Origin of the sequence: Pseudomonas sp. App30, assembly GCF_047947025.1 — a bacterium.
GTDB lineage: Bacteria > Pseudomonadota > Gammaproteobacteria > Pseudomonadales > Pseudomonadaceae > Aquipseudomonas.
In genome coordinates, this window is record NZ_CP133165.1 from 734104 (window position 1) to 755487 (window position 21384).

The window sequence follows — 21384 nt, forward strand, 5'->3', positions numbered from 1 at the left end:
GTTACAGATAGTTCCGCGCGCGACACAAATTTACGCCACCGTATTGGTTTTAGCAGCAATCGCGCCAAGGGCAAGGCAGAATTTCACCGCGGGGCTGTTCGCCGCCCGCCGCGTTGTATAGCATCAGACGTCCCCCGTTGGCGCACCCCGCGCCCCGGCAGGATGGCCGCCGTTCGTGCCGCCGCCCTTCCACCCTTGCCTATGATGAAACATTCGATGAACAGATTCCTGGTACTTTTCGCGGTCCTGGCCCTGGGCGGCTGCGCGTCTGCCACGCCCACGGTGCTGAAGAACGGCAAGCAGGGCGTGAGCATCGACTGCTCGGGCGCCGCAGCGTCCTGGGACGCCTGCTACCAGAAAGCCACCGACGCCTGCAGCAACGGCCGCTATGACATCGTCGGCACCGCCGGCGCCGGCCCCAAGGACAGCGACAAGACCCTGGGCGCCGACATTGGCAACTACACCAGCCGCACCCTGACCATCATGTGCAAGTAACCACGCCGCCCTGCGGTCATTCGCCGGAGATACAGGCCGTGACCGCGCGCTGCACGTCATGCGGGCGGATCGGCACGTTGGAGATGCGCTCATGCAGCTTGATGCTGCTGCCGTCGTTGGAGCGCTTGTCGATGTCGATCACCGCCGCCGGGGCCGAGGACAGTTTCTGCGGCACGATCACCCGGTAGCCTTCGCGCCAGGGTTCGACGGTTGACGGCTTGCGGCTGTCGGCCAGGTGCTTGACCACGCAATCGCTGAACTCCTTGGGCGACTTGCCGGAAATCACCCCCATGGTCTCGGGGCTTTTCTCGATGTCCGAGACACTGGCGCACCCACCCAGCAAAGCCACCACCGCAACCCACGCCCATTTCATAAACGAACTCCCTTGCAAAAGACTCTGTGACCGCCCAAGTGGCCATTTGCTCCACCTGGTCGCAAATTTTCCTGCGCAGTGCAGGAAACGCGGCGCCATGAAGCCTGCCATGGTATCGTTTTGGTTTGCCAAAAGATGCATCCCGGAGATTCACATGAAATTCGTACACCAGCGCGAGCACCTCAACGAAGATGACCTGGTGGTCATCGAGTGCTCCCAGCGCTGCAACATCCGCCTGATGAGCGACGCCAACTTCCGCAGTTTCAAGAACGGCGGGCGTCACACCTACCATGGCGGCCAGTTCGATACCTTCCCGGCCAAGATCACCGCGCCCAGCACCGGTTTCTGGAACATCACCATCGACACCACCGGCGCCAAGCTGGCCATGGGCGCGCACCGCAAGGCGTTCACCCACAAGATCAAGATCGTGCGCCGTTCGGCCTCCAAGTTCAGCTGATTCCCTTTCGCAGGTAACTTTTCGTGACCAAGTACGTGATCCACTACAAAATCAACGGCGAGCGCCGTTGGGACTTCGCTCATCTGGCCACCGGCTCGCTGGAAGAGGCCAAGGCTGCCCTGGCCGCCATCCATGGCGACAGCGACGAGCCGATCACCGAGATCCGCGTCAGCAAGGCGCTGTAAGCGCCCTGCCCCGCCTGCCGTGCCATGAACCTGGACCTGGACCTGGACCTGTTCGACGAGGCGGCCACCCGCCAGCCGCCGCGGGTCGAGCAGCTTGGCCCGCAGACCTTCGTGCTGCGCGCCTTCGCCCTGCCCTTCGTCGATGAGCTGCTGCCACCGTTGCGCAGCGTGCTCAAGGCCGCGCCGTTTCGGCGCATGGTCACCCCCGGTGGCCAGACGATGTCGGTGGCGCTGAGCAATTGCGGCCCCCTGGGCTGGACCACCGACGCCCATGGCTACCGCTACACCCCGCTCGACCCGCGCACCGGCCAGCCCTGGCCTGGCCTGCCCGCGGTATTCTGCCGCCTGGCCGGCGAAGCCGCCGCGGTGGCGGGGTTTGCCGATTTCGTGCCCGACGCCTGCCTGATCAACCGCTACGTGCCCGGCGCGCGCATGTCGTTGCACCAGGACAAAAACGAGCGCGACTACGATGCGCCCATCGTCTCCGTGTCCCTGGGCCTGCCGGCGATGTTCCAGATGGGCGGCCTGGCCCGCAGCGACCGCCCGCTGCGGGTGCCGCTGCTGCACGGCGACGTGATGGTGTGGGGCGGCGTCGACCGCCTGCGCTTCCACGGCGTGCTGCCGCTCAAGGAAGGCACGCACGCCGTGATGGGCCCCCAGCGCATCAACTTCACCCTGCGCAAGGCCGGTTGACCGCCGGACGCGGCCATGCGGCCGCTGCTACGGGAAATCTGCGTAGCAGCAATTGTCTTGAGATGGCGTCGTCTGCATCGCGACTAAAGTCGGCTCCTACACTATTCGTGGTAGGAGCCGGCCTTGGCCGCGATGCAGGCGACGCGGTCCATGGGGTATCCACATTCGCGTAGCAGCTGCCGAAGGCTGCGTCAGGGCGCGCCAAGCAGCTCGCTGATCCACGCCACCTGCTGGTTCACCTCGGCCAATTTCGCCGCCGGCACCGCCTGCCGCGCTTGGGCGAACTGCGCCAGGGTCTTGCGCCGCTGGCGCAGCACGTGCTGCCACTTGAGCAGGAACGCCGGGCTGCGCGCCTGCAGCTGCAACGGGCCGAAGTACAGCTCGCGGTCGCAGTAACTCACCGGCCCGCTGCGCTCGGCGACGATGATCTCGTAGTCGAAGCGGTGCTCGCGCAGCACTTCCTCGTGAATGATGCGGTAGTGGTTGGCCATCAGCCACTGGCGCAACGGCGGCTCGCCGCCGTTGGGCTGCAGGATCAAGCGTTCCTGCCCGCTAAGGCGCCCAGCGCCGGCCAGCAGGATGTCGCGAATGGTCTCGCCGCCCATGCCGCACATTGTGATGGCGGTGATGCCATCGCCTGGCTCGATGGCCGCCAGGCCGTTGGCCAGGCGCACGGTCACCACAGCCTCCAGGCCGTTGTCGCGCACCGTGCGCTCGGCGGCCTGGAACGGTGTCACCGCCACCTCGCCGGCCACCGCCGTGGCAATCGCGCCACGGCGCAGCAGCGCCACCGGCAGGTAGGCGTGATCGGAGCCGATATCGGCCAGGCGCGCCCCGGCCGGCACCTGCGCGGCCACGCGCGCCAGGCGCATGGACAATGTCTGTTGGTTCAACGGCAACCCCTCGTGGCCACGGACGTCCGGCCTCGGCGGCCGGATCGGGCGGCGATTCTGTCGGGGACGACGGTGAATTTCAACCGCTGGGCCGACGAATTTGCACCTATAGTGTCTTGTTCCCAACCCTACCGTGGAACTGCCCCATGACCTCCATCGCCATCGTTTACTTCAGCGGCTACGGCCACACCGCCAAGCAGGCCGAAGCCGTGCACGCCGGCGCCGCCGCAGCACCGGGCGCCCAGGCCTCGCTGTACCGCATCGACGCCAACGGCGACCTCGGCGACGCCGACTGGGAAGCCATCAGCGCCGCCGACGCCATCATCTACGGCAGCCCCACCTACATGGGCGGGCCGGCCTGGCAGTTCAAGAAGTTCGCCGACACCTCGTCCAAGCCCTGGTTTGGCCAGGCCTGGAAAGACAAGGTAGCCGCCGGCTTCACCAACTCGGCCTCGGTGAACGGTGACAAGTTCTCCACCATCACCTACTTCTGGACCCTGTCCCAGCAGCACGGCCAGGTGTGGATCGGCACCGGCCTGATGCCCGCCAACACCAAGGCCCACGGCCCCGATGACATCAACTGGACCGCAGGCTTCGGCGGCGCGCTGGCGGTGTCGCCGTCGGACGCCTCGCCGGACGAAGCACCACGCGGCGGCGACCTGGAGACCGCCAAGCTACTGGGCCAGCGCGTGGCCGAGTTCGCCGCACGGCTGAAACGCTGAAGCCTGCGCATGCACAGCGCATCCTCTCGCCGTGACGGGGCGGCGCTGGATGCGCTGAACTTCTTCCTGGCCGACGTCCGCGATGGGCTGGGCCCTTACCTGGCCATCTACCTGCTGGCCGAGCACCACTGGGACGCCGCGCAGATCGGCCTGGTAATGACCCTGGCCGGCCTCGCCGCCCTGGTGGCGCAGACGCCCGCCGGGGCGCTGATCGACGGCACGCAGCGCAAGCGCGGCACGGTGATCATCGCCGCGCTGCTGGTGACGGCCAGCTGCCTGGCACTGCCCTGGACCGCCGCCTTTACCTGGGTAGCCATCACCCAGTCGCTCAGCGCCGTCGCCGCGTCGGTGTTCGCCCCGGCCATTGCCGCGCTGTCCCTGGGCATCGTCGGGCCACGGGCGTTCACCCGCCGCACCGGCCGCAACGAAGGTTTCAACCACGCAGGCAACGCCGTGGCTGCGCTGCTGGCCGGCGCCCTGGCCCTGTGGCTGGGGCCCACGGCGGTGTTCTACCTGATGGCGTTCATGGCCCTGGCCAGCGTCGCGGCCACCTGGGCTATCGACCCGCGCACCATCGACCACCAGCAGGCCCGGGGCCTGGGCGGAACGCCCCCCGCCGCGAGCGCCCCGGCCCTGGGCGTGCTGCTGGGCAACCGCCCACTGCTGACCCTGGCGCTGTGCTGCGCGCTGTTCCACCTGGCCAACGCCGCCATGCTGCCCCTGGTCAGCCAGAAGCTGGCGTTGCATGACCTGGCCCTGGCCACGCCGCTGACCTCGGCCTGCATCATCGCCGCCCAGCTGGTGATGGTGCCCATGGCCTGGCTGGTGGGTGCCCGCGCCGACCAGTGGGGGCGCAAGCCGCTGTTGCTGGCCGGCTTCCTGATTCTGCCGCTGCGCGGCGTGCTCTACACCCTGTCCGATGACGCCGCCTGGCTGGTGGCCATCCAGACCCTCGACGGCATCGGCGCCGGCCTGTTTGGCGCGCTGCTGCCGCTGATGGTCAAGGACCTGACCCAAGGCTCCGGCCACTTCAACGTGGCCCTGGGCGCAGTGACCACCGTCTTCGGCCTGGGCGCCGCACTGAGCGCCGGGCTGGCCGGGCTGATGGTGCACTGGGGCGGCTACAGCGCCGGCTTCCTGACCCTGGCCGCAGTGGCCTGCGTGGCGTTGCTGTTGCTGTGGGTGAAAATGCCGGAGACACTGCCCGCCACAGACACTTCCCCTCCCCTTGCCCGAGCCCGTTGAATGCCCTTCACCCCCACGCAACTGCTGATCTGGGCCGTCGCCCTGCTGGCCACCCTGGGTATCCTGCTGCGCCCCTGGCGCTCGCCCGAATACGCCTGGGCCGCAGGCGCCGCGCTGCTGTTGACCGTCACCGGGCTGATCCCGCTGCCCAGCGCCCTGGCGGCGGTGGCCAAGGGCACCGACGTGTACCTGTTCCTGATCGGCATGATGGCGCTGGCGGAACTGGCGCGGCAAAAAGGCCTGTTCGACTGGCTGGCCATGGTCGCCGCCGGCCATGCCAAGGGCTCGGCAACGCGGCTATTCGACCTGGTGTTTCTGGTCGGCACGCTGGTGACGGTACTGCTGTCCAACGACGCCACCGCCGTGGTCCTGACGCCGGCGGTGTACGCCGCCGCCCGTGCGGCACGCGCCGAGCCGCTGCCGTACCTGTTCGTGTGCGCGTTCATCGCCAACGCCGCCAGCTTCGTGCTGCCCATCTCCAACCCCGCCAACCTGGTGGTGTTCGGCAGCCACATGCCGCCGCTGCCCACCTGGCTGGCCCACTTCGGCCTGCCATCGCTGGCGGCCATCGTGCTGACCTACGCGGTGCTGCGCTTCAGCCAGCGCCACGCCTTGCGCGCGCCGCTGGCCACCGAGTTCACGCCCCAGCCGCTGACCACCAGCGCGCGCCTGACCGCCTGGGGCATCGGCCTGACGGCGGCGGTGCTGCTGCTGGCCTCGGCGCTGGACTGGCAACTGGGCCTGCCAACCTTCTGCGCCGGCCTGGCAACGGTGCTGGGCGTGCACCTGCTGGAGCGCGCCAGCCCGTTGCCGGTGCTGCGCCATGTGGCCTGGGGGGTGTTGCCGCTGGTGGCAGGGCTGTTCGTGCTGGTGGCGGGGCTGACCCAGACCGGGCTCACCACCTGGCTGGCGCGAGAACTGGCGGCGCTGGCCGCGCAGTCACCCACCCAGGCCGGGTGGCTGGGCGGCGTGGTGATTGGCGTGGCCAGCAACCTGATCAACAACCTGCCGGCGGGGCTGATCGCCGGCTCCATGAACCAGATTGCGCCGCTGCCCACGGCCACCTCCGCCGCGTTGCTGATTGGCGTGGACCTGGGGCCGAACCTGTCGGTGACCGGCTCGCTGGCGACCCTGCTGTGGCTGATTGCAGTGCGCCGCGAGGGCGGCCATGTCAGCGCCCTGGGGTTCCTGCGGCTGGGCGCGCTGGTGATGCCGCCGGCGTTGCTGGCGGCGTTGGCGCTGATATGACGCAATCCGCGGGTTGCGCGCGCGAACGCGTATCCCCCATGAATCGCGTCGCCTGCATCGCGGTCAATGCCCGGCCTTCATCGCCGCCACCAACTTGTCGACGTTGTAATGGAACATCTTCGCGTAGGTGGAGGCCGGGCCGTCCGCCGGGCTCAGGGCCTCCACGTACAGCTCGCCGCCCGGTTGCGCGCCGGTGGCTGCGGCAATCTGCTTGACCAGCCGCGGGTCGCCGGAGTTCTCGAAGAAGTAGGCGCTGACGTGCTCGCCCTTGATCTGCCGGATCAGCTTCGACACGTCCGCCGCCGACGCCTCGTTCTCGGTGGAGAAGCCCAGCGGCGACAAGAACGTCACGCCATAGGCGTCACCGAAGTAGCCGAAGGCATCGTGGGAGGTCAGCACCTTGCGCTGGGCCTTGGGGATGCTGGCGATCTCGCTGCGCGCGTAGCGGTCCAGGGCCTGCAACTGGTCGATGTAGCGCTCGCCATTGGCCTGGAATTCGGCAGCGTCGGCGGGGTCGGCCTGCTTCAGCGCGGCAATGATGTTACGCACATACACCACGCCATTGGCGGCGCTGTTCCAGGCGTGGGGGTCGGTGATCTGCTGGCCGTCCTCCTCCATGCTGCGGGTCTTGATGCCCGTGGACAGCACCACCGGCGTGCCCTGGTAGCCCGACGCGGTGATCAGCCGGTCCATCCAGCCTTCCAGGTGCAGGCCGCTGACGAAGGTGAGGTCGGCGTGGCGCAGGGCCTGGGCATCGGCCGGGGTCGGTTCGTAAACATGGGGGTCGCCGTTTGGGCCGATCAGCGAAGTCACGTGCACGTGCTCGCCGCCCACGGTGTGCACCATGTCGGCAATCACGGTGAACGAGGCCACCGCTTCCAGGGGCTTGGCCTGGGCCAGGGCGCTGAACGCGGACAGGGTAAGCACAGCGGCAGCCACAAGGGGTGTGCGTTTCATGGTGGTCCTTCAGTTTGACAGGTGGGGTTGGGGGAAGAAGCGCCGCAGCATGCCGCTGCGGCCGAACAGCACCGACACGCCGTAGAAGGCACTGGCGGTGAGCACGATGGCGGGGCCGGAAGCCACGCCCAGGTGATAAGAGACGATCAGTCCAATCAGCCCTGACAGCGTCGCGATCAGGGTCGAGATCAGCATCAGCGCGGTCAGCGAGGTGGCCCAGAAGCGTGCGGCGGTGGCCGGCAGCATCATCATGCCCACCGCCATCAGCGTGCCCAGGGCCTGGAAGCCGGACACCAGGTTGAGCACCACCAGCAGCAAGAACAGCACGTGGTACAGCGAGCCGCGGCCGCCCACGGCGCGCAGGAAGCCGGGGTCGAAACACTCCAGCACCAGTGGCCGGAAGATCAGCGCCAGCAGCATCAGGGTGAACGAGGCGATGCCGGCGACCATGTAAATGGCCTGGTCATCGATGGCCAGGATGGTGCCGAACAGCACGTGCAACAGGTCGATGTTGGAGCCGTGCAGCGAGACAATCATCACCCCGGCCGCCAGCGAGGTCAGGTAGAAACTGGCGAAGCTGGCGTCTTCCTTCAGCGTGGTCAGGCGGCTGACCAGCCCGGCCAGCAGCGCCACGGTGAGCCCGGCGATCAGCCCGCCCAGGCCCATGGCCGGCAGCGACAGGCCAGCCACCAGGAAGCCCAGCGCCGCCCCCGGCAGCACTGCGTGGCTCATGGCGTCGCCCACCAGGCTCATGCGCCGCAGCATCAGCAGCACGCCCACCGGCCCCGAGCCGATGCCCAGCGCCAGGCACGCCACCAGCGCGCGGCGCATGAAACCGAACTCCACGAACGGCTGTACCAGGTTGCTGTAGAGCATCATGGCCGCGCTCCCGTGTCGGCGTGGCACAGCCCGGCGTCGGCGCTCCAGAACTCGGCCATGTTGCGCGCCTGGCGCAGGTTGGCGCTGCACAGCACGTCACCCGTGGCGCCCCAGCCGATGCGCTCGCGGGCCAGCAGCAGGGTCTGCGGGAAGTGCTCGCGCACCTGTTCCAGGTCGTGCAGCACGGCAATCACCGTGCGGCCCTGGCCGTGCCAGCGGCGCACCAGCTGCAGCAGGTCGTGGGTGGTGCGCGCGTCGATGGCGGTGAAGGGTTCGTCCAGCACGATCAGCTGGGCGTCCTGCACCAGCAGGCGGGCAAACAGCACCCGCTGCAGTTGCCCGGAGGACAGTGAGCCGATGGCACGCGCCTCGAAACCTTCCAGCCCTACCGCCTCCAGCGCCTCGCGGGCACGCCGGGCCAGGCCGCCGGTGAGCGCGCGCCAGGCGCCGATCTGGCCCCAGGCGCCCATGGCCACGGTGTCGGCAACACTGATGGGGAAGCTGCGGTCGATCTCCGCCGCCTGCGGCAGGTAGCCGATGGCGCGGGCGCTGAGGCCGCCCAGGCGCACCTGGCCCTGGGCCGGTTGCAGCACGCCGACGATGGCCTTGATCAGCGTCGACTTGCCGGCGCCGTTGGGGCCGACCACGGCGGTGAGGCTGCCGGCGTCGAAGCGGCCGCTGACGTGGTGCACGGCGGCGCGGCGTTCGTAGGTGACGGTCAGGTCTTCGAGGATGACGGCGGCGCTCATGGAATGGCCACCGCCCAGGCGACAGCGGCCCATAGCAGGGCCAGGGGCAGCAACGACAGCGCCAGGCGCTGGAGCGCCGAGCGGGTCAGGGTGGAGAGTGGGTGGGGGATCACGGGGGTTACTCGACAAGATTTGTTACACTATAACATTGCAATCTTGAGATCTGTCCAGTGGCGTTTGATGAAATCGTGGGGGACGGGACGCGGCCTGTGGGAGCTGGCTGGCCAGCGAGCTGTTGGGGCCATAAAAGCTCGCTGGCAAGCCAGCTCCCACAAGACAGTTGCTGCTACGGGGATTGTGGGGCGGGGTCAGGGCCTGGCCGCCCAGGCCACGGCATCATGGGGGTGCAGGCTTTCGCGGTGGGAGACGAACACCTGCACCCCGTCATGGGTGCTCTGTAGCGCCTGGGTCAGCTTGCGCGCGGCGTCCTCGACGTACATCAGGTGTTCGCCGTTGAGCTGCGCGAAAGCCTGCTCGTCGGCGCGCTTGACCGCGGTCTGCAGCGGCGTGCCCAAGGCGGCCTCGGCCTGGTCGATCAGCGCCATCAGGCCCAGGGTGCCGGCGTGCCCGGCAATGCCCACCTCGATACTGGCCACGCTGCGCTGGCTGTGAGGCGTGGCGGCGCTGGCGTTGGCGCGCAGCCAGGCCGCCACCTCCTGCGCGCCAAGGCCACCGCGCTGGCCGAATTGGTCGAGGAAACGTTGCTCCACCACCTGCCGGGCCAGCGCGGCCGAGCACGGGCAGGTCGACGAATACCCCACCTCGACCCGCGCCCGCAGCTGCAGCACGCCGGCGTGCCAATGGGCGCGCAGGCGCACCGGGTAGCCCTTCCAGCCGCTGAGCCCGCTGCTGACCAGCGCCGGGCGCCGGCACAACAGGGTGAACGCCAGTTGCAGGCGCGCCTGGCGGGACTGGCAGTCAGCATGGCTTTCCACCATCTGCGCCAGCACCCGGGCCAGGCTGGCCGGGGTCAGCGCCTGCCCTTCCAGCAGGTCGAGCAAGCGATACAGCCGCGACATGTGAATGCCCTTGGTGGCGGCGTCGGGCAGGTCGACCTGCACATCGGCCCGCGCCGATACCGTGGCCAGGCAGCCAGGCTCGGCCACTTGCACGGGCAGCTCGATGTGCTGCATGCCGACCCAGTCCAGTGGGCCGTGGGCGGGCGGCAGGTCGGTAAGGGCGACGTCGGGAAGCGCAGCAACGGGGGGCATCGGCAAGTGTCCATGGCAACAATAATAATTGTTACACTATAACATTTCATGCATAGAAACCAGCGTAGCCGCTGCCGAAGGCTGCGCTGGCCCTCATCCCCGCCGAAGATTTTCAGTGCACCCAGAGGCCAGCGCAGCCTGGCGGCAGCGGCTACGGCGGCCGGGCCGCCCCCGTCAGCGATCCCCCAGGACCTCCCGCGCCTTCAGGTTGGTGCGGGCGTTGGCCACCTGGTCGATGGTCACTGGCGCCGCGGCGTTGCCCCAGCTGTTGCGGATGTAGGTCAACACCGCCGCCGTCTGCGCGTCCGACAGTTTCCAGCTGAAGTTGGGCATGGCCGCCGCCGTCGGGTTGGCCTGGGTGGCCGCGCCACGGCTGCCCAGCAACACCGTGCGGATCAGGCTGGAGGCGTCCGGCGCCTGGATGCCCGCCGCGCCCTTGAACGAGGTGACCATGCCGTCCACGCCCTGCCCCGTGGAAATATGGCAGGCCGCACAGTTCGCCGCGTAGATCTGCTTGCCCAGCACCATGGCCTGGTCATCGGCCTGCAACGCGTCGGGGCGCTTGTGGTCCGAGCCGGGCAGGCTCTTCAGGTACACGGCCATGGCCTTGAGGTCGGCGTCATTGAAGTGCTGGGTGGAGTTGTACACCGCCTCGGCCATGGGCCCGGACGCCACGCTGTGAACGTTGCCGCCGGTCTTCAAATAGCCCACCAGCTCTTCCACCGACCACTGGCCCAGCCCCTGGTAAGGGTTGTTGGACAGCTCCGGCGCGTACCAACCCTGCAGCTGGAAGCCTTGCAGTGGCTGGCCGCCCTTGTCGCCGCCGATGAAGTTCTTCGGCGTGTGGCAGGCGGTGCAGTGGCCCAGGCCCTGCACCAGGTAGGCGCCGCGGTTCCACTCGGCGGACTGGCCGCTGTCGGCCACGTAGGTGTGGTTGCGGAAGAACAGCAGGTTCCAGCCCCACATCATCTGGCGGATGTCGAAGGGGAACGGCATGTGCGGCGCCGGCACCTTGTTGTTCACCGCCGGCACCGTCGCCAGGTACGCCTTGATGGCCAGCAGGTCCTGGTCGCTGACCAGCGCGTAGTCGTTGTAGGGCATGGCCGGGTACAGCGGCGCGCCGTGGCGGCCAACGCCGTCGCGCACCGCGTGCAGGTATTCCTGGTCGGTCCAGCCGCCGATGCCGGTGTCCTTGTCGGGGGTGATGTTGCTGGCGTAGACAATGCCAAAGCCGGTGTCCAGCGCCAGGCCGCCGGCGAACGGCTTGCCGCCGGGCGCGGTGTGGCAGGCCACGCAGTCGCCCTGTTGCGCCAGGTACAGGCCGCGCTTGACCGGGTCGACGCTGGTGGCCAGCGAGCCGGGCGTGGTGTCGGCCGAGCCGGTGAAGTCGGGTTCGGCAGGGTCGATGGCCCGCGGCCCGCGCAGGTTCCAGGCGACGAACGCCACCCCGGCAATGACCACCACGATCAGGCCACGCAGCAGCCACGTACGCGTGCGCACGCTCATGTTCTCACCAATGGGCCAGGGGCCTTGAGGTAATGGTCCTTGATGGCCTGCGCCGCCCACAGGGTCAGCGCGCCCACGGTGCCGGTGGGATTGTAGCCACCGTTGTTGGCGAACGCCGAGGCGCCGACGACGAAGGTGTTGTGCACGTCCCAGCACTGCAGGTAACGGTTCAGGGCGCTGGTTTTCGGGTTGTCGCCCATCACCGCGCCACCCGTGGTGTGCGACGACAGCTGGTCCATGGGCGAGAACGGCTTGGCCGTGGGCTCGGAGCGCACCACGGTCCGGGCGCCGATGGCGTGGCCGATCTCTACCGAGCGGTCCGCCATGAAATGCGCCGAGCGGCGGTCGTTCTCGTTCCAGTCGAAGGTCACCCGCAGCAACGGCTGGCCGTGGCGGTCCTTGTACAGCGGGTCCAGGTCCAGGAACACGTCGCGGTGTGGGTAGCTGTTGCCCATGCAGTACACCGAATTGGCGTTCTGGTAGCTCTGTTTGTAGGCGGCCTTCCAGCCCTTGCCCCAGCGCGGCGCGTCCGGCGGCAGGTTGCCCGCCAGGCCAATGGGCCGGCCGTTGGTGGAGTGCACCAGGGCCACGCCACCGCCGATGAAATCGTGCTGGCTGTGGTCGAAGTTGTCGCCGTTGAAATCGTCCACCGCCTGGGCCAGCGCACCGGCGCCGATGAAGGGGTTGAGGGTCTCGTTCTCGAAGAAAATGCCGGCGCCGGCGATGGTCTGGTAGGCGTAGTTGCGCCCCACCACGCCCTCCCCGGTCTGGTGGTTGTAGGGCTTGCCGATTTTCGACAGCAGCATCAGCCGCACGTTGTCCATCTGGTAGGCGGCGATCACCACGATGTCGGCGCGCTGCTCGTGCTGCTGGCCGGCGCGGTCCACGTAGGTGACGCCGGTGGCGGTCTTGCCGTCGGCCGCCAGGTTCACCCGCAGCACCTCGCACTCGGTGATCACCGTGAAGTTCTCGCGGGCCACCACGGCCGGCAGGATGCACGCCTGGGGGCTGCTCTTGGACCAGTTGCCACAGCCGAAGAACTCGCAATAGCCGCAGTAGGTACACGGCGCCATGTGCACGCCCAGGGGATTGACGTAGGCGCCGGAGGTGTTGCCGGCCGGCACCGCAAACGGGTGCAGGCCCATGGCCTCGGTGCCTTTGGTGAAGATCTCGGCCAGGCGCGTGCGCGCCAGCGGCGGCAGGGGGTAGTCACGGCTGCGCGGGCCTTCGAAGACGTTGCCGCCCGGCTGCTTGACGCCGTTAATGTTGCCGGCCTTGCCGGAGGTGCCGGCCAGGCGCTCGAACTTGTCGTAGAAGGGTTCCAGGTCGGCGTAGGTCACGCCCCAGTCCTGCACCTGCAAGCCGTCGAGCAGCTTGCCCTTGCCGTAGCGCTCCACGGTCTGGCTGTAGCTCTGGAAGTCGTAGGGCAGGAAGCGCCAGGTCATGCCGTTCCAGTGGGTGCCGGCGCCGCCCACGTCCCAGCCGAACTGGTAGCAGTTCCAGTCACGCAGGGGCAGCGCCTGCTGCAGCGGCGTGTTGCGGAAGGTCAGGGTTTCCACCGCCTGGGGCTGCAGCATGCCGCGGCGGCTGGCGAAGCGCAGCTCGTCGGTGTCGATGCTGGTGGGGTACTGCGAACTGGTGTCGCGCCATGCGCCGCGTTCAATGGCCACCACGTTGAGGCCGGCCAGGGTCAGTTCGTTGGCCATCAACGAACCGGCCCAACCCAGCCCGACGATGACCACGTCGGCTTTGGGAAGAGAATTTGCCATCGGGCGATACTCCTTGCACAAAAGCAGAAGCAGACCAGTAGGGACAACCGGCAAGCGGCGTCAGGTGTCGCGCTGCACCATACTTACCGGAATGATGTCCAGCTTCTGGCCGCGTTGCTCGATGACGTCGCGAAAGTCGTACTGCGCGCCCGGGAAACCCACCAGCTTCCAGCCCACCATGTCCTTGTTGCCGCCGTAGATCGGGTCGGCGAAATAGCCTTCGCGCACGTTCTGCAGCACCAGGTTGAAGAAGCCGGCAACGGCGGCCGGGTTCATGCCGGGCAGCGGCAAGGTGCCGGCTTCGAGCAGGGTCAGCAAGGTGTCCTGGCGCTCGGGCGCCAGGTCGCTGAAAGCCTTTTGCTCCTGGGCGTTGCAGTACTGCTCCAGCGCGGCCAGGGCGCTGCGGTAGCGCTCGGCGGGAGTCTGCTTGAACTGTGGCCCCTGCTGCGCAGTGCCTTCCAGGAACGGTCCCTCGCGGTATTGGGTGCCGGCGTTGCCGAACGGCCCGGCCAGTTGGCGGTCGATGAATTGCACGCAGCCGGCCTCGGTGGCGCCCATGCCCAGTTCATCCGCCGGGATCAGGCGGTCGGCGATGGCGCTCAGGGTCTTGGCTTCGGCGGCGGCGAGAAAGGTCAGCCCGCCCGCCTTGAACGGCTCGGGTGGCTGGGTGGACTCGGGGGCCCAGGGCGCTTCGCCACGGATGATGGCGGCCTTGGCCGGGGGAAGCGTGCCGGCGGCGGCGAGCACGACGATGGACGTGAGTACCTCTCGACGTTGCATGAAGCGGTCTCCACTCAGGCTGTGCAGGCTCTTCTAGGGGCCTTTGAGTGAAGCAAATCAGGTATCCAAAGCTTGTCAAACCCGCTTGGATGAAGAATGACCACCGGGCAGGTTCAGGCGCGTTTCACTTGGGTGCCCTGCACCTCGTCACGGGCCAGGCGCAGTTCTTCGGCGTCCTGGTTGAGGCGGTGGATCACGCCCAGCAGGCGCTGGCGCAGCACCTCGTCGCCCAGCTGGTCGAGGGCGCGCATCACGTCCAGGGCTGCCGACTGGTTATTGGCTGCCACGGCGTCCAGGGTCTTGCGCAGGTGTCTTGCAGGTCGGTTCACAGAGTCTGTCCTCGTTATGTCGGCGTGGACTGTAGGACAACAATGTTTCGGTTTGATTTCAGCCAGTTATCGCCCCTCTTGAACCTGACTGACGGTGCCCATCGCACCCCGGCGTGCTTTTGCCGGCAGGCTGTGATTTCATCCCGGAACTCAACGACAAGAGCGCCCCCATGAAGCTTGCCACCTGCCTGCTGGCTACCCTCCTCCCTGCACTGGCCTTGGCCGACACCCCACCCTCGCGCCTGGAACAGATCCAACAGCGCGGCCAGTTGAACGTCTGCACCACCGGCGACTACAAGCCCTACACCTTCAAGCAGGCCGATGGCAGCTACGAAGGCATCGACGTCACCCTGGCGCAAAACCTGGCCCAGAGCCTGGGCGCCACGGTGCAGTGGGTGCCCACCACCTGGAAAACCCTGATGCCCGATTTTCTCGCCGGCCAGTGCGACATCGCCGTGGGTGGCATCTCGGTGACCCTGGCGCGGCAGAAGCAGGCGTGGTTCAGCAGCACCCTGGACGTGGACGGCAAGGTGCCGCTGGTGCGTTGCGAAGACCAGGCCAAGTACCAGCGCATCGAGCAGATCAACCGCCCCCAGGTGCGGGTGATCGAACCGGCCGGTGGCACCAACGAAGCCTTCGTGCACGCGTTTTTGCCCAAGGCGCAGCTGAGCCTGCACGACAACGTGACGATCTTCGAGGAACTGCGCCAGCACAAGGCCGACGTGATGATCACCGACGCCTCCGAGGCGCTGTACCACCAGAAACTGCAGCCGGGGCTGTGCGCGGTGAACCCGGCGCAATACATGCAGTACGGTGAAAAAGCCTACCTGCTGCCCCAGGGCGACCTCACCTGGAAGCTGTACGTGGACCAATGGCTGCACCTGGCCAAGGCGACGGGCGCCTACCGCCAAGCCCAAACCCAATGGCTACCCACCGCGCCGTAACCGCGGCGCCTGGGGCGCGGCCTGCGGCTGCTACATCCTGTGGGAGCTGGCTTGCCAGCGAGCCGTTGGGGCCATAAAAGCTCGCTGGCAAGCCAGCTCCTACAAGACAGTTGCTGCTACGGGATTATGCCCATACGCGCCACCACGGCGCTTTCTGCGGGCGGCTGATGGGCAGCACCTCGGGCATATCGCGCAGGCGAATCCACGGTTCATCCTGCCAATACAGCACCTTCACCTGCCCGCCGTGGGCGCACATGGCCGTTACCGCTGGCACCTCGCCAGGGCCCATGCGCCGCAGCGTCGGCACCACTTCCAGCGTCAGCCACTGGCGCAGCGCGCGGTTCTCGGGCATCTGGCTGTGCATGATCAAGGTCACCGCGCCGGTCTCGCTCACCAGCAGGTGCCGGCCCCACTCGCCGTCCAGCTGCACCCACGCCTCGCGGTGCTGGTCGGCGTCCAGGCTGCGGATGCGCCGCTCCACGAAGTGCACGCCCATCAGCCGGCCCAGGTCGTGCAGGCACAGCCACGCCTGGTCCTCGATCATCAGCGCGCGCAAGGGCAGTTGGTGGCGGAAAAAGGTGGTGGCGACGAAGGTGGCCATGGCGGAAGCTCCTTGCGGGTGAAGGGCTGCCACGGTTGTTGAGTTTTGGGGTGGCAGCTGCGTGCAGGTTGACGAACCGGGCGGAACCGGCAGACCCGAAGGTCTCCCACACGCAGCTGCCATAACACTTATCTCAGGCGAAGAGGCCTGAAACAAGCGGTATGGTGCTGCAGTGTTCCGCGCAGGTCGTCAAACCTGATCCCCGAGGCTTCGGAGACGGTGCGCAGGGTAAGGGCGCACCGGGCAAGGTGGCAATCGAAGGAGTGTTAGGGGTTGTGTCGATGCCTGTAACAGCTACGGCGAAGTAGGAGCGGCGGCGGCCTTGCCTGCCAGTCGCCTGCCCCATTAGCCGATACCGATACCCGACCGACACAGCAACGCTCCCATCATTGCGTTCAATGATTGCAAACAACTCCATCGTGTCGTATTTGAACATTTCAAGTGGCCAGGCGACCTATAGGTTTATGCCAGGAGTCAGCTTTTATAGTATGGCGGGAAAGCAAATTGGCATTGGTCGGAAGGAAAAACGGGTTCCCACCGAAGCAAGCAACCAATACATGGTCGCCTACTGATGCTTTTCATGATACCGAACCTATTTTCGAGTGATGAGCACAGAGTGTCAGCCCTCGCGCTTATGGCGTCACCTGTCAGATCTGACAGGTGGGGATGGCGGGCCTGATTTAGAGGAGTTGCGAACGTGGGGGGCATGCTTAGGGCACGCGGTCGCAGCCAAGGGGAGCCCAGATGATGGCCGAATCGGCACTCAAAGCGGCCTTGCGGCTGCCGCTATAAGTGTTCGGTCAGTCCAACCGCATCGCTACTGCTGTTGACAGGCAGCAGGACAACGCGCGGAGGACCGGCCTGATTAAACAATCAGTTCTCCACTCCTTAATCAACTCGCACTATAGATATAAAATCAAAAAACCATTGCCAGTTCGCTCTAAGCGAGGCTGTTACCGTAATAGTTAAAGGCTGCCCCGCAGACACGAACGCGGCATCAAAAACTTCCCAACTCATCCCGACTTTGAGGGGGCGTGTGCCGGCGTTATTCACGGTAAAGTTACCGCTTAGATTCGCGCTCGCAATCATGCGGAACATTATATCGTAGTCACCCACAGGCAAAGTAAATTCTTTATGCAGAGACACTATCAGTGGCGTGCTGGAAGTACAAGTAAAGCCAGCCTTAGGAACAACCTCATTTGGATAATACCTAAACACGAGTGAACTATTAGTCGAAGGCACCCATCCATTTCGATAGCCGGCAGGGCCAAACTTGGTATAGTCAACAATGCGATCATCAACGCTTGCCCCATATCGAAATGCCACTACGCGAGAGCTTTGCTTCAATCCGCCCGCAACCAGCGACACGGTATAATAAATTACCAGTATTTTTTCATGATATCCCCCCAATACACTTTTGGGCACCTTGAATTCCAGCGCCGTCTGACCAGGCGCCACGGTTTGCACTGCCAGCGGATGCTCAGCACCATTTGGCCCCGCCATTATCACCTGCACCTCCTGCCCTTGTGCCATTCCGCCATAAGTCACCGTTACCGGCAACCCAGTCTCCGGCACCAACGCCGGGTCCAGATACCCATCCTGCTGATAAGCAACTTCCGGCGCCCGCAAGTCCAACACGACATTAATCATCACATAACTCCCAATAGGAAATACCGTGGCAGCGCCTTCACCCAGGCTGCCATCGAAACCAACTTTAACTTCCAGGTTAACCGCCGCACTGTTCTGCAACTTCAACAACACTGCGCGCGGCACTACGCGACGCACACCTGCGCTCACTTCCGCCGCCGTCACCATTTCGCCCAGGATCAACTCGGTGCTCCACGGCTCGTTCTGGTCATCGGTGCTGTACAGCCGCAGCCATACCCGCTGCCCCTGGGTAATCAACGGCCAAGGTGCGATATGCACGGTGGCATCGCCCAGCAAGGTATTGAGGTCCAGATTGCCGTCGGCCACGGTAAGAATCGTCGGTTTGGGCAAGGCGCCCTCCGCAAAGTCCCGCACCTGCAGGGTCAAACTGTCCGATGCGGGGCTGGCAACGCCGCCGCGAATGCGCGAGTACAGCACTTGCACCGAGCGCCCCAGGTTGGCCGCCACGGCGCTGGCGGGCACCGGCACATCTACGGTGAAGCCGCTAGCGTAGGGCACCCATTCCAGCGTGGGCGTGCCCAGCCCGTCGCTGCCTACCCAGAACGCGGCAATCACGTCGCCCGCCAGGAAGTCGGGGTCGGTGATGCGAATGGTGGCGCCGTTGCGGGCGTTCACCGGGTCCAGCACGTCGGCCGGGTTGGCTTCCACCACCACGGGCAGCGGTAGGGGCTGGCTGCCGCCTGCCTGGATAGTGACCGGCAGGGTGATGGAGCCGGCATTGCCGCCACCGTTGCGCTTCACCTGATAGCTCAGCTCAACCCGGCTGTTGCCGTCGACGTAGGGCGTTTTGGCGATGGTGAAGGCGATGTCCTGGTTGAGGTTGCCGGCGTGTACCGGGTAGTACGGCGCGGTGGAATAGGTATCGCCCACCCAGTTGACGGTGATCTCGTCGCCCACCGCCTTGCCGGTGTAGCCGCCCACCATGACCTGGGTGCTGCCGACCACCAGGCTGGGGTCGATGACGGCGCTGGGGAAGTCCTTGAGCCAGGGCGCGATCAAGGTGCCACCCACGGCCGTCACGCTCAGGGTGAGCGTTGGCGAGTCGTGCGGCACCTGGTCCACCGTAGTCACCAGGTAGGACACCCGCAGGTCGTTGCTTCCCGCCAGCACCACGGCGTATTCATTGGGCACCGCAAACAGCACCGGCTGGCCGTTCTGGTTGCTGTCGACGTTGACGTGGGCAGTGTACTCCACCACTGTGCCGGTGCTGGTGGTGCCGCGCCAGAACAGGTCGACTCCGTCGCCCACCCCCATCACGTCGTAGACCGGCACGGTGACCTGGACCGGGTTGCTGCCCACCAATGCCAGCTGCAGGGTGGTGCCGCTGACGTGCTGCACCTCGGGCCAATCCAGGGCCACGGAGGTGCCCACCACCACTGCCTCGGCGGCGCGTGAGCGGCGCACCGGGCTTGCCACGGTCTGATACACCACCCGCACCCGCCCACCCGACAACGGCGCAGCTTCGCGGTTGGGTACCACCAGGTCGAAGCCGCGGCTGGCATCGTTGCCGGCCAGCGTGTGGGTCTGCTTGTGCTGCAGGGTGGTGCCCTGGGCCGTGGTGCCGGTCCACACCAACTCCACGTCCATGCCGTTGGTGATGCTGCCAGGGTTGGCCGGGATGTAGACGTTCACGTCGGCAGAGCCCAGGGTATCCAAATCAAGGATGCCGCCGAGCGCCTCGTTGATTTCCGGCTCGCGCAGCAGCGTTGACCCGTCTTCCACGTTGACCCGTACGGGGAAGCTGAAGCGCGACCAGTTGTTGACCACGTCGCGCACGTCATAGGTAACGATGATGCCTTGGCCCAGGTGGTCGACGATCAAGGTGCGGGGCACGCTGATGGTGATGCTGGCCAGGTTTTCCTCACCGGCAGCCAGCACGTGCACGATGCGCTCGCCGGCCCAGTACAAGGTCAGCACATCGCCTGGGTAGGCGTTCTGCCACAGGGCAATGACGACCTCTACCGTCTGCCACGAGTCGTTGGTGTCAAGGTTCGCTGGTATGCCCTGGGGCAACGCCAGGTTTTCATTCTCGGGGGTGGTCGGGTTGGGGTCCAGGCCGCCGGGCACCGTGGTCTTGACCAGCACCGAGGTGTCGGCGGAGAACACGTCATTGCCGCTGGTGCGCAGCACATGGTAGTGCAGCGGGTAGGTGGCAATGGTGTCGAGGCGGTTGCTGCGGCCCACGCCCAGGGGAATGTCATCGGGCAGCACCAGGAAGGTCACCATGCCCACGGCCTGGTGGTCGGTGTTGAAGACATCGAAGGCGACCTCGACGTTGTCCCAATACAGGGTGATGCCATCGCCCACCACGCTACCCACGTAATTGGGGAGCTGCACGGCGATGGGCTGCCGTTTGTTGTCCATGTCCTGGTAGTTCAAGCCGTGACGGCGCGCGGGCAAGTTAGGCGCTGCCAAGGTGGGATTGCCCGTGTGCGGGGGGTGCTGGGCCAGCCGGGCGTGCAGCTGCCGCAGGAGCCGGACGATTGAAGTCATGGCGGGTTTCCTCTGGGTGCCGACGGGGTGTCGGCGGTTCAGCGGAACGTAGCACCGGGGCGGTTGGCGGCGCACCTGTCAGATCTGACAGGTGCGCCTGAACCCCCCGTACCAGCTGCCGCAGGCTGCGTCAGCGGTGTGACAGGTGGTACGCAGGGCCCCGGACGCGGCCTGCGGCCGCTGCTACGAACTGACAGGTGCGGCTGGAAAACCGTTCCCGTAGCAGCTGCCGCAGGCTGCGTCCGCGGTGTATCAGGTGGAACGCGGGGCGCGCGGCCTCAATCAATCAACTCCGCATGCTGCGCCTGGCGCTGCATCGACTCCAGGTTCTTTTCGATGGTCTCGCAGATGGCGTCCATCTTGATCTGGTGCTCGCTGGGCTTGAACGGGCTTTGCAGGTCGGTGCCGATGCGCTCGATGGCCAGCAGCATGAAGCCCACCACGGTGGAGGCCAGCGGCGTGTACCACTCCAGCGACTCCACCAGGCCCACCGGCACGATCAGGCAGAACACCGAGATGAACAGCCGCGGGAAGTACACGTAGGGGTACGGCAGCGGCGTGTTGCCGATGCGTTCCAGGCCGCCCTGGCTGTTCGATAAATCCACCAGGGTCGACTCCAGCCGCGCCAGGCGGATGCTGTCCAGGCGCCCGGCCTTGTACTCGCGGGCCAGCAGGTTGGCCGAGCCGTTGAGGATGTCGTTGGCGAAGTTGTTGGAGCTGGCGCTGCGCTCGAATTCGTCGGCGCGCACGAAGGCCTTCAGCTCCGGTGGGCACTGGCTGCCCTTGAGCGCAGCGGCCAGGCTGTTGACGTAGGCCACGTGGCGGCGCAGCAGCGTGGCTTTCACCGGGTTGGCGTCGCCGTTCTCGTCGTCGATCAGGGTCAGCACCTGCCGGGCGAAGCTGCGCGAGCTGTTTACCAGCCCGCCCCACAGGGTGCGCGCCTCCCACCAGCGGTTGTAGGCGCTGCTGTTGCGAAAACTGATCAGCACCACCAGCGCCGAACCCAGCAGGGTCAGGGGCATCAGCGGCAGGGTGACCTTGCTGTTGAGGTAGAGCATGAAGTCCACGGTCACCAGGATGTCCCAGATCAGCAGCCAGAACAGCGCCCAGCCCACGTAGCCCAGGGTCTTGATGATCAGGCGGTACTTCTTGATGATGGCGTCTTTCAAAAGCGTTAACCTCCCAGT

At 66.3% G+C, this 21384-nt stretch carries 21 protein-coding genes; 8 read left to right on the forward strand and 13 right to left on the reverse strand.

Annotated elements, in window-relative coordinates; all coding sequences use genetic code 11:
• Window positions 1-216 precede the first annotated feature (216 nt).
• Window positions 217-495, forward strand: coding sequence for a hypothetical protein (locus RAM80_RS03175; RefSeq protein ID WP_416424783.1), 279 nt, complete (start codon window positions 217-219; stop codon window positions 493-495).
• Window positions 496-511: 16 nt separating this feature from the next.
• Here the strand turns inward: RAM80_RS03175 and RAM80_RS03180 are convergent, their stop codons facing one another.
• Window positions 512-868, reverse strand: a complete 357-nt coding sequence (locus RAM80_RS03180; RefSeq protein ID WP_416424784.1) for a hypothetical protein — start codon at window positions 866-868, stop codon at window positions 512-514.
• A 154-nt stretch (window positions 869-1022) separates the two neighbouring features.
• Between RAM80_RS03180 and RAM80_RS03185 the strand changes: the two genes are divergently transcribed.
• From RAM80_RS03185 to alkB, 3 genes are read left to right on the forward strand one after another with little or no spacing between them, the layout of a single operon-like run.
• Window positions 1023-1325, forward strand: coding sequence for a DUF1883 domain-containing protein (locus RAM80_RS03185; protein WP_027977603.1), 303 nt, complete (start codon window positions 1023-1025; stop codon window positions 1323-1325).
• A 23-nt stretch (window positions 1326-1348) separates the two neighbouring features.
• The gene (locus RAM80_RS03190; RefSeq protein WP_416424785.1) at window positions 1349-1510 is read left to right on the forward strand and encodes a hypothetical protein; all 162 of its coding nucleotides are present in this window, start codon (window positions 1349-1351) and stop codon (window positions 1508-1510) included.
• Between the two features lie 24 nt (window positions 1511-1534).
• Window positions 1535-2203, forward strand: a complete 669-nt coding sequence (alkB, locus tag RAM80_RS03195; protein WP_416424786.1) for a DNA oxidative demethylase AlkB — start codon at window positions 1535-1537, stop codon at window positions 2201-2203.
• A 191-nt stretch (window positions 2204-2394) separates the two neighbouring features.
• On the opposite strand, the gene RAM80_RS03200 is transcribed toward alkB, so the two are convergent.
• Complete coding sequence (locus RAM80_RS03200; protein WP_416424787.1) at window positions 2395-3096, reverse strand: tRNA (adenine(22)-N(1))-methyltransferase; 702 nt, start codon at window positions 3094-3096, stop codon at window positions 2395-2397.
• A 146-nt stretch (window positions 3097-3242) separates the two neighbouring features.
• Here RAM80_RS03200 and RAM80_RS03205 point away from each other — a divergent pair, with 146 nt between their 5' ends.
• Genes RAM80_RS03205 through RAM80_RS03215 form a run of 3 tightly spaced genes read left to right on the forward strand, consistent with a single transcriptional unit; the run spans window position 3243 to window position 6311 of the window.
• Window positions 3243-3818 carry an NAD(P)H-dependent oxidoreductase gene (locus tag RAM80_RS03205; RefSeq protein WP_416424788.1) on the forward strand — a complete coding sequence of 192 codons (576 nt, stop codon included), beginning with the start codon at window positions 3243-3245 and terminating at the stop codon, window positions 3816-3818.
• Between the two features lie 9 nt (window positions 3819-3827).
• Complete coding sequence (locus RAM80_RS03210; RefSeq protein WP_416424789.1) at window positions 3828-5063, forward strand: MFS transporter; 1236 nt, start codon at window positions 3828-3830, stop codon at window positions 5061-5063.
• A complete protein-coding gene (locus tag RAM80_RS03215; RefSeq protein ID WP_416424790.1) occupies window positions 5064-6311 on the forward strand; it encodes an arsenic transporter in 1248 nt (415 codons plus the stop codon).
• Between the two features lie 63 nt (window positions 6312-6374).
• Here RAM80_RS03215 and RAM80_RS03220 read toward each other — a convergent pair whose 3' ends face one another.
• The 8 genes from RAM80_RS03220 to RAM80_RS03255 form a co-directional block, all read right to left on the reverse strand.
• Complete coding sequence (locus RAM80_RS03220) at window positions 6375-7268, reverse strand: metal ABC transporter substrate-binding protein (RefSeq protein ID WP_416424791.1); 894 nt, start codon at window positions 7266-7268, stop codon at window positions 6375-6377.
• Between the two features lie 9 nt (window positions 7269-7277).
• Window positions 7278-8147, reverse strand: coding sequence for a metal ABC transporter permease (locus RAM80_RS03225; RefSeq protein WP_416424792.1), 870 nt, complete (start codon window positions 8145-8147; stop codon window positions 7278-7280).
• Complete coding sequence (gene aztA, locus RAM80_RS03230; protein WP_416424793.1) at window positions 8144-8896, reverse strand: zinc ABC transporter ATP-binding protein AztA; 753 nt, start codon at window positions 8894-8896, stop codon at window positions 8144-8146. Before aztA ends, RAM80_RS03225 begins: the two co-directional genes overlap by 4 nt.
• A gap of 308 nt (window positions 8897-9204) precedes the next feature.
• Entirely contained in the window at window positions 9205-10107 is a 903-nt protein-coding gene (folE2, locus tag RAM80_RS03235; protein ID WP_416424794.1) for a GTP cyclohydrolase FolE2, read from the reverse strand.
• 174 nt (window positions 10108-10281) lie between these two features.
• Window positions 10282-11613 (reverse strand): c-type cytochrome, encoded by a 1332-nt coding sequence (locus RAM80_RS03240; RefSeq protein ID WP_416424795.1) that lies wholly within the window; start codon window positions 11611-11613, stop codon window positions 10282-10284.
• Entirely contained in the window at window positions 11610-13382 is a 1773-nt protein-coding gene (locus tag RAM80_RS03245) for a GMC family oxidoreductase (RefSeq protein WP_416424796.1), read from the reverse strand. Before RAM80_RS03245 ends, RAM80_RS03240 begins: the two co-directional genes overlap by 4 nt.
• 60 nt (window positions 13383-13442) lie before the next feature.
• On the reverse strand, window positions 13443-14162 hold the full coding sequence (locus RAM80_RS03250; protein ID WP_416424797.1) for a gluconate 2-dehydrogenase subunit 3 family protein: 720 nt from the start codon (window positions 14160-14162) through the stop codon (window positions 13443-13445).
• A gap of 113 nt (window positions 14163-14275) precedes the next feature.
• Window positions 14276-14491 carry a hypothetical protein gene (locus RAM80_RS03255; protein WP_416424798.1) on the reverse strand — a complete coding sequence of 72 codons (216 nt, stop codon included), beginning with the start codon at window positions 14489-14491 and terminating at the stop codon, window positions 14276-14278.
• A gap of 170 nt (window positions 14492-14661) precedes the next feature.
• Between RAM80_RS03255 and RAM80_RS03260 the strand changes: the two genes are divergently transcribed.
• Window positions 14662-15435 carry a transporter substrate-binding domain-containing protein gene (locus RAM80_RS03260; RefSeq protein WP_416424799.1) on the forward strand — a complete coding sequence of 258 codons (774 nt, stop codon included), beginning with the start codon at window positions 14662-14664 and terminating at the stop codon, window positions 15433-15435.
• A gap of 124 nt (window positions 15436-15559) precedes the next feature.
• Here the strand turns inward: RAM80_RS03260 and RAM80_RS03265 are convergent, their stop codons facing one another.
• The 3 genes from RAM80_RS03265 to RAM80_RS03275 all read right to left on the reverse strand — a co-directional run bounded on the left by RAM80_RS03265 (window position 15560) and on the right by RAM80_RS03275 (window position 21366).
• Window positions 15560-16036 carry a Bro-N domain-containing protein gene (locus tag RAM80_RS03265; RefSeq protein WP_416424800.1) on the reverse strand — a complete coding sequence of 159 codons (477 nt, stop codon included), beginning with the start codon at window positions 16034-16036 and terminating at the stop codon, window positions 15560-15562.
• A gap of 888 nt (window positions 16037-16924) precedes the next feature.
• Window positions 16925-20272: a hypothetical protein gene (locus RAM80_RS03270; protein WP_416424801.1), complete on the reverse strand. Its 3348-nt coding sequence runs from the start codon at window positions 20270-20272 to the stop codon at window positions 16925-16927.
• A gap of 203 nt (window positions 20273-20475) precedes the next feature.
• Window positions 20476-21366, reverse strand: a complete 891-nt coding sequence (locus RAM80_RS03275; protein WP_416424802.1) for a bestrophin family protein — start codon at window positions 21364-21366, stop codon at window positions 20476-20478.
• Window positions 21367-21384: the final 18 nt, after the last annotated feature.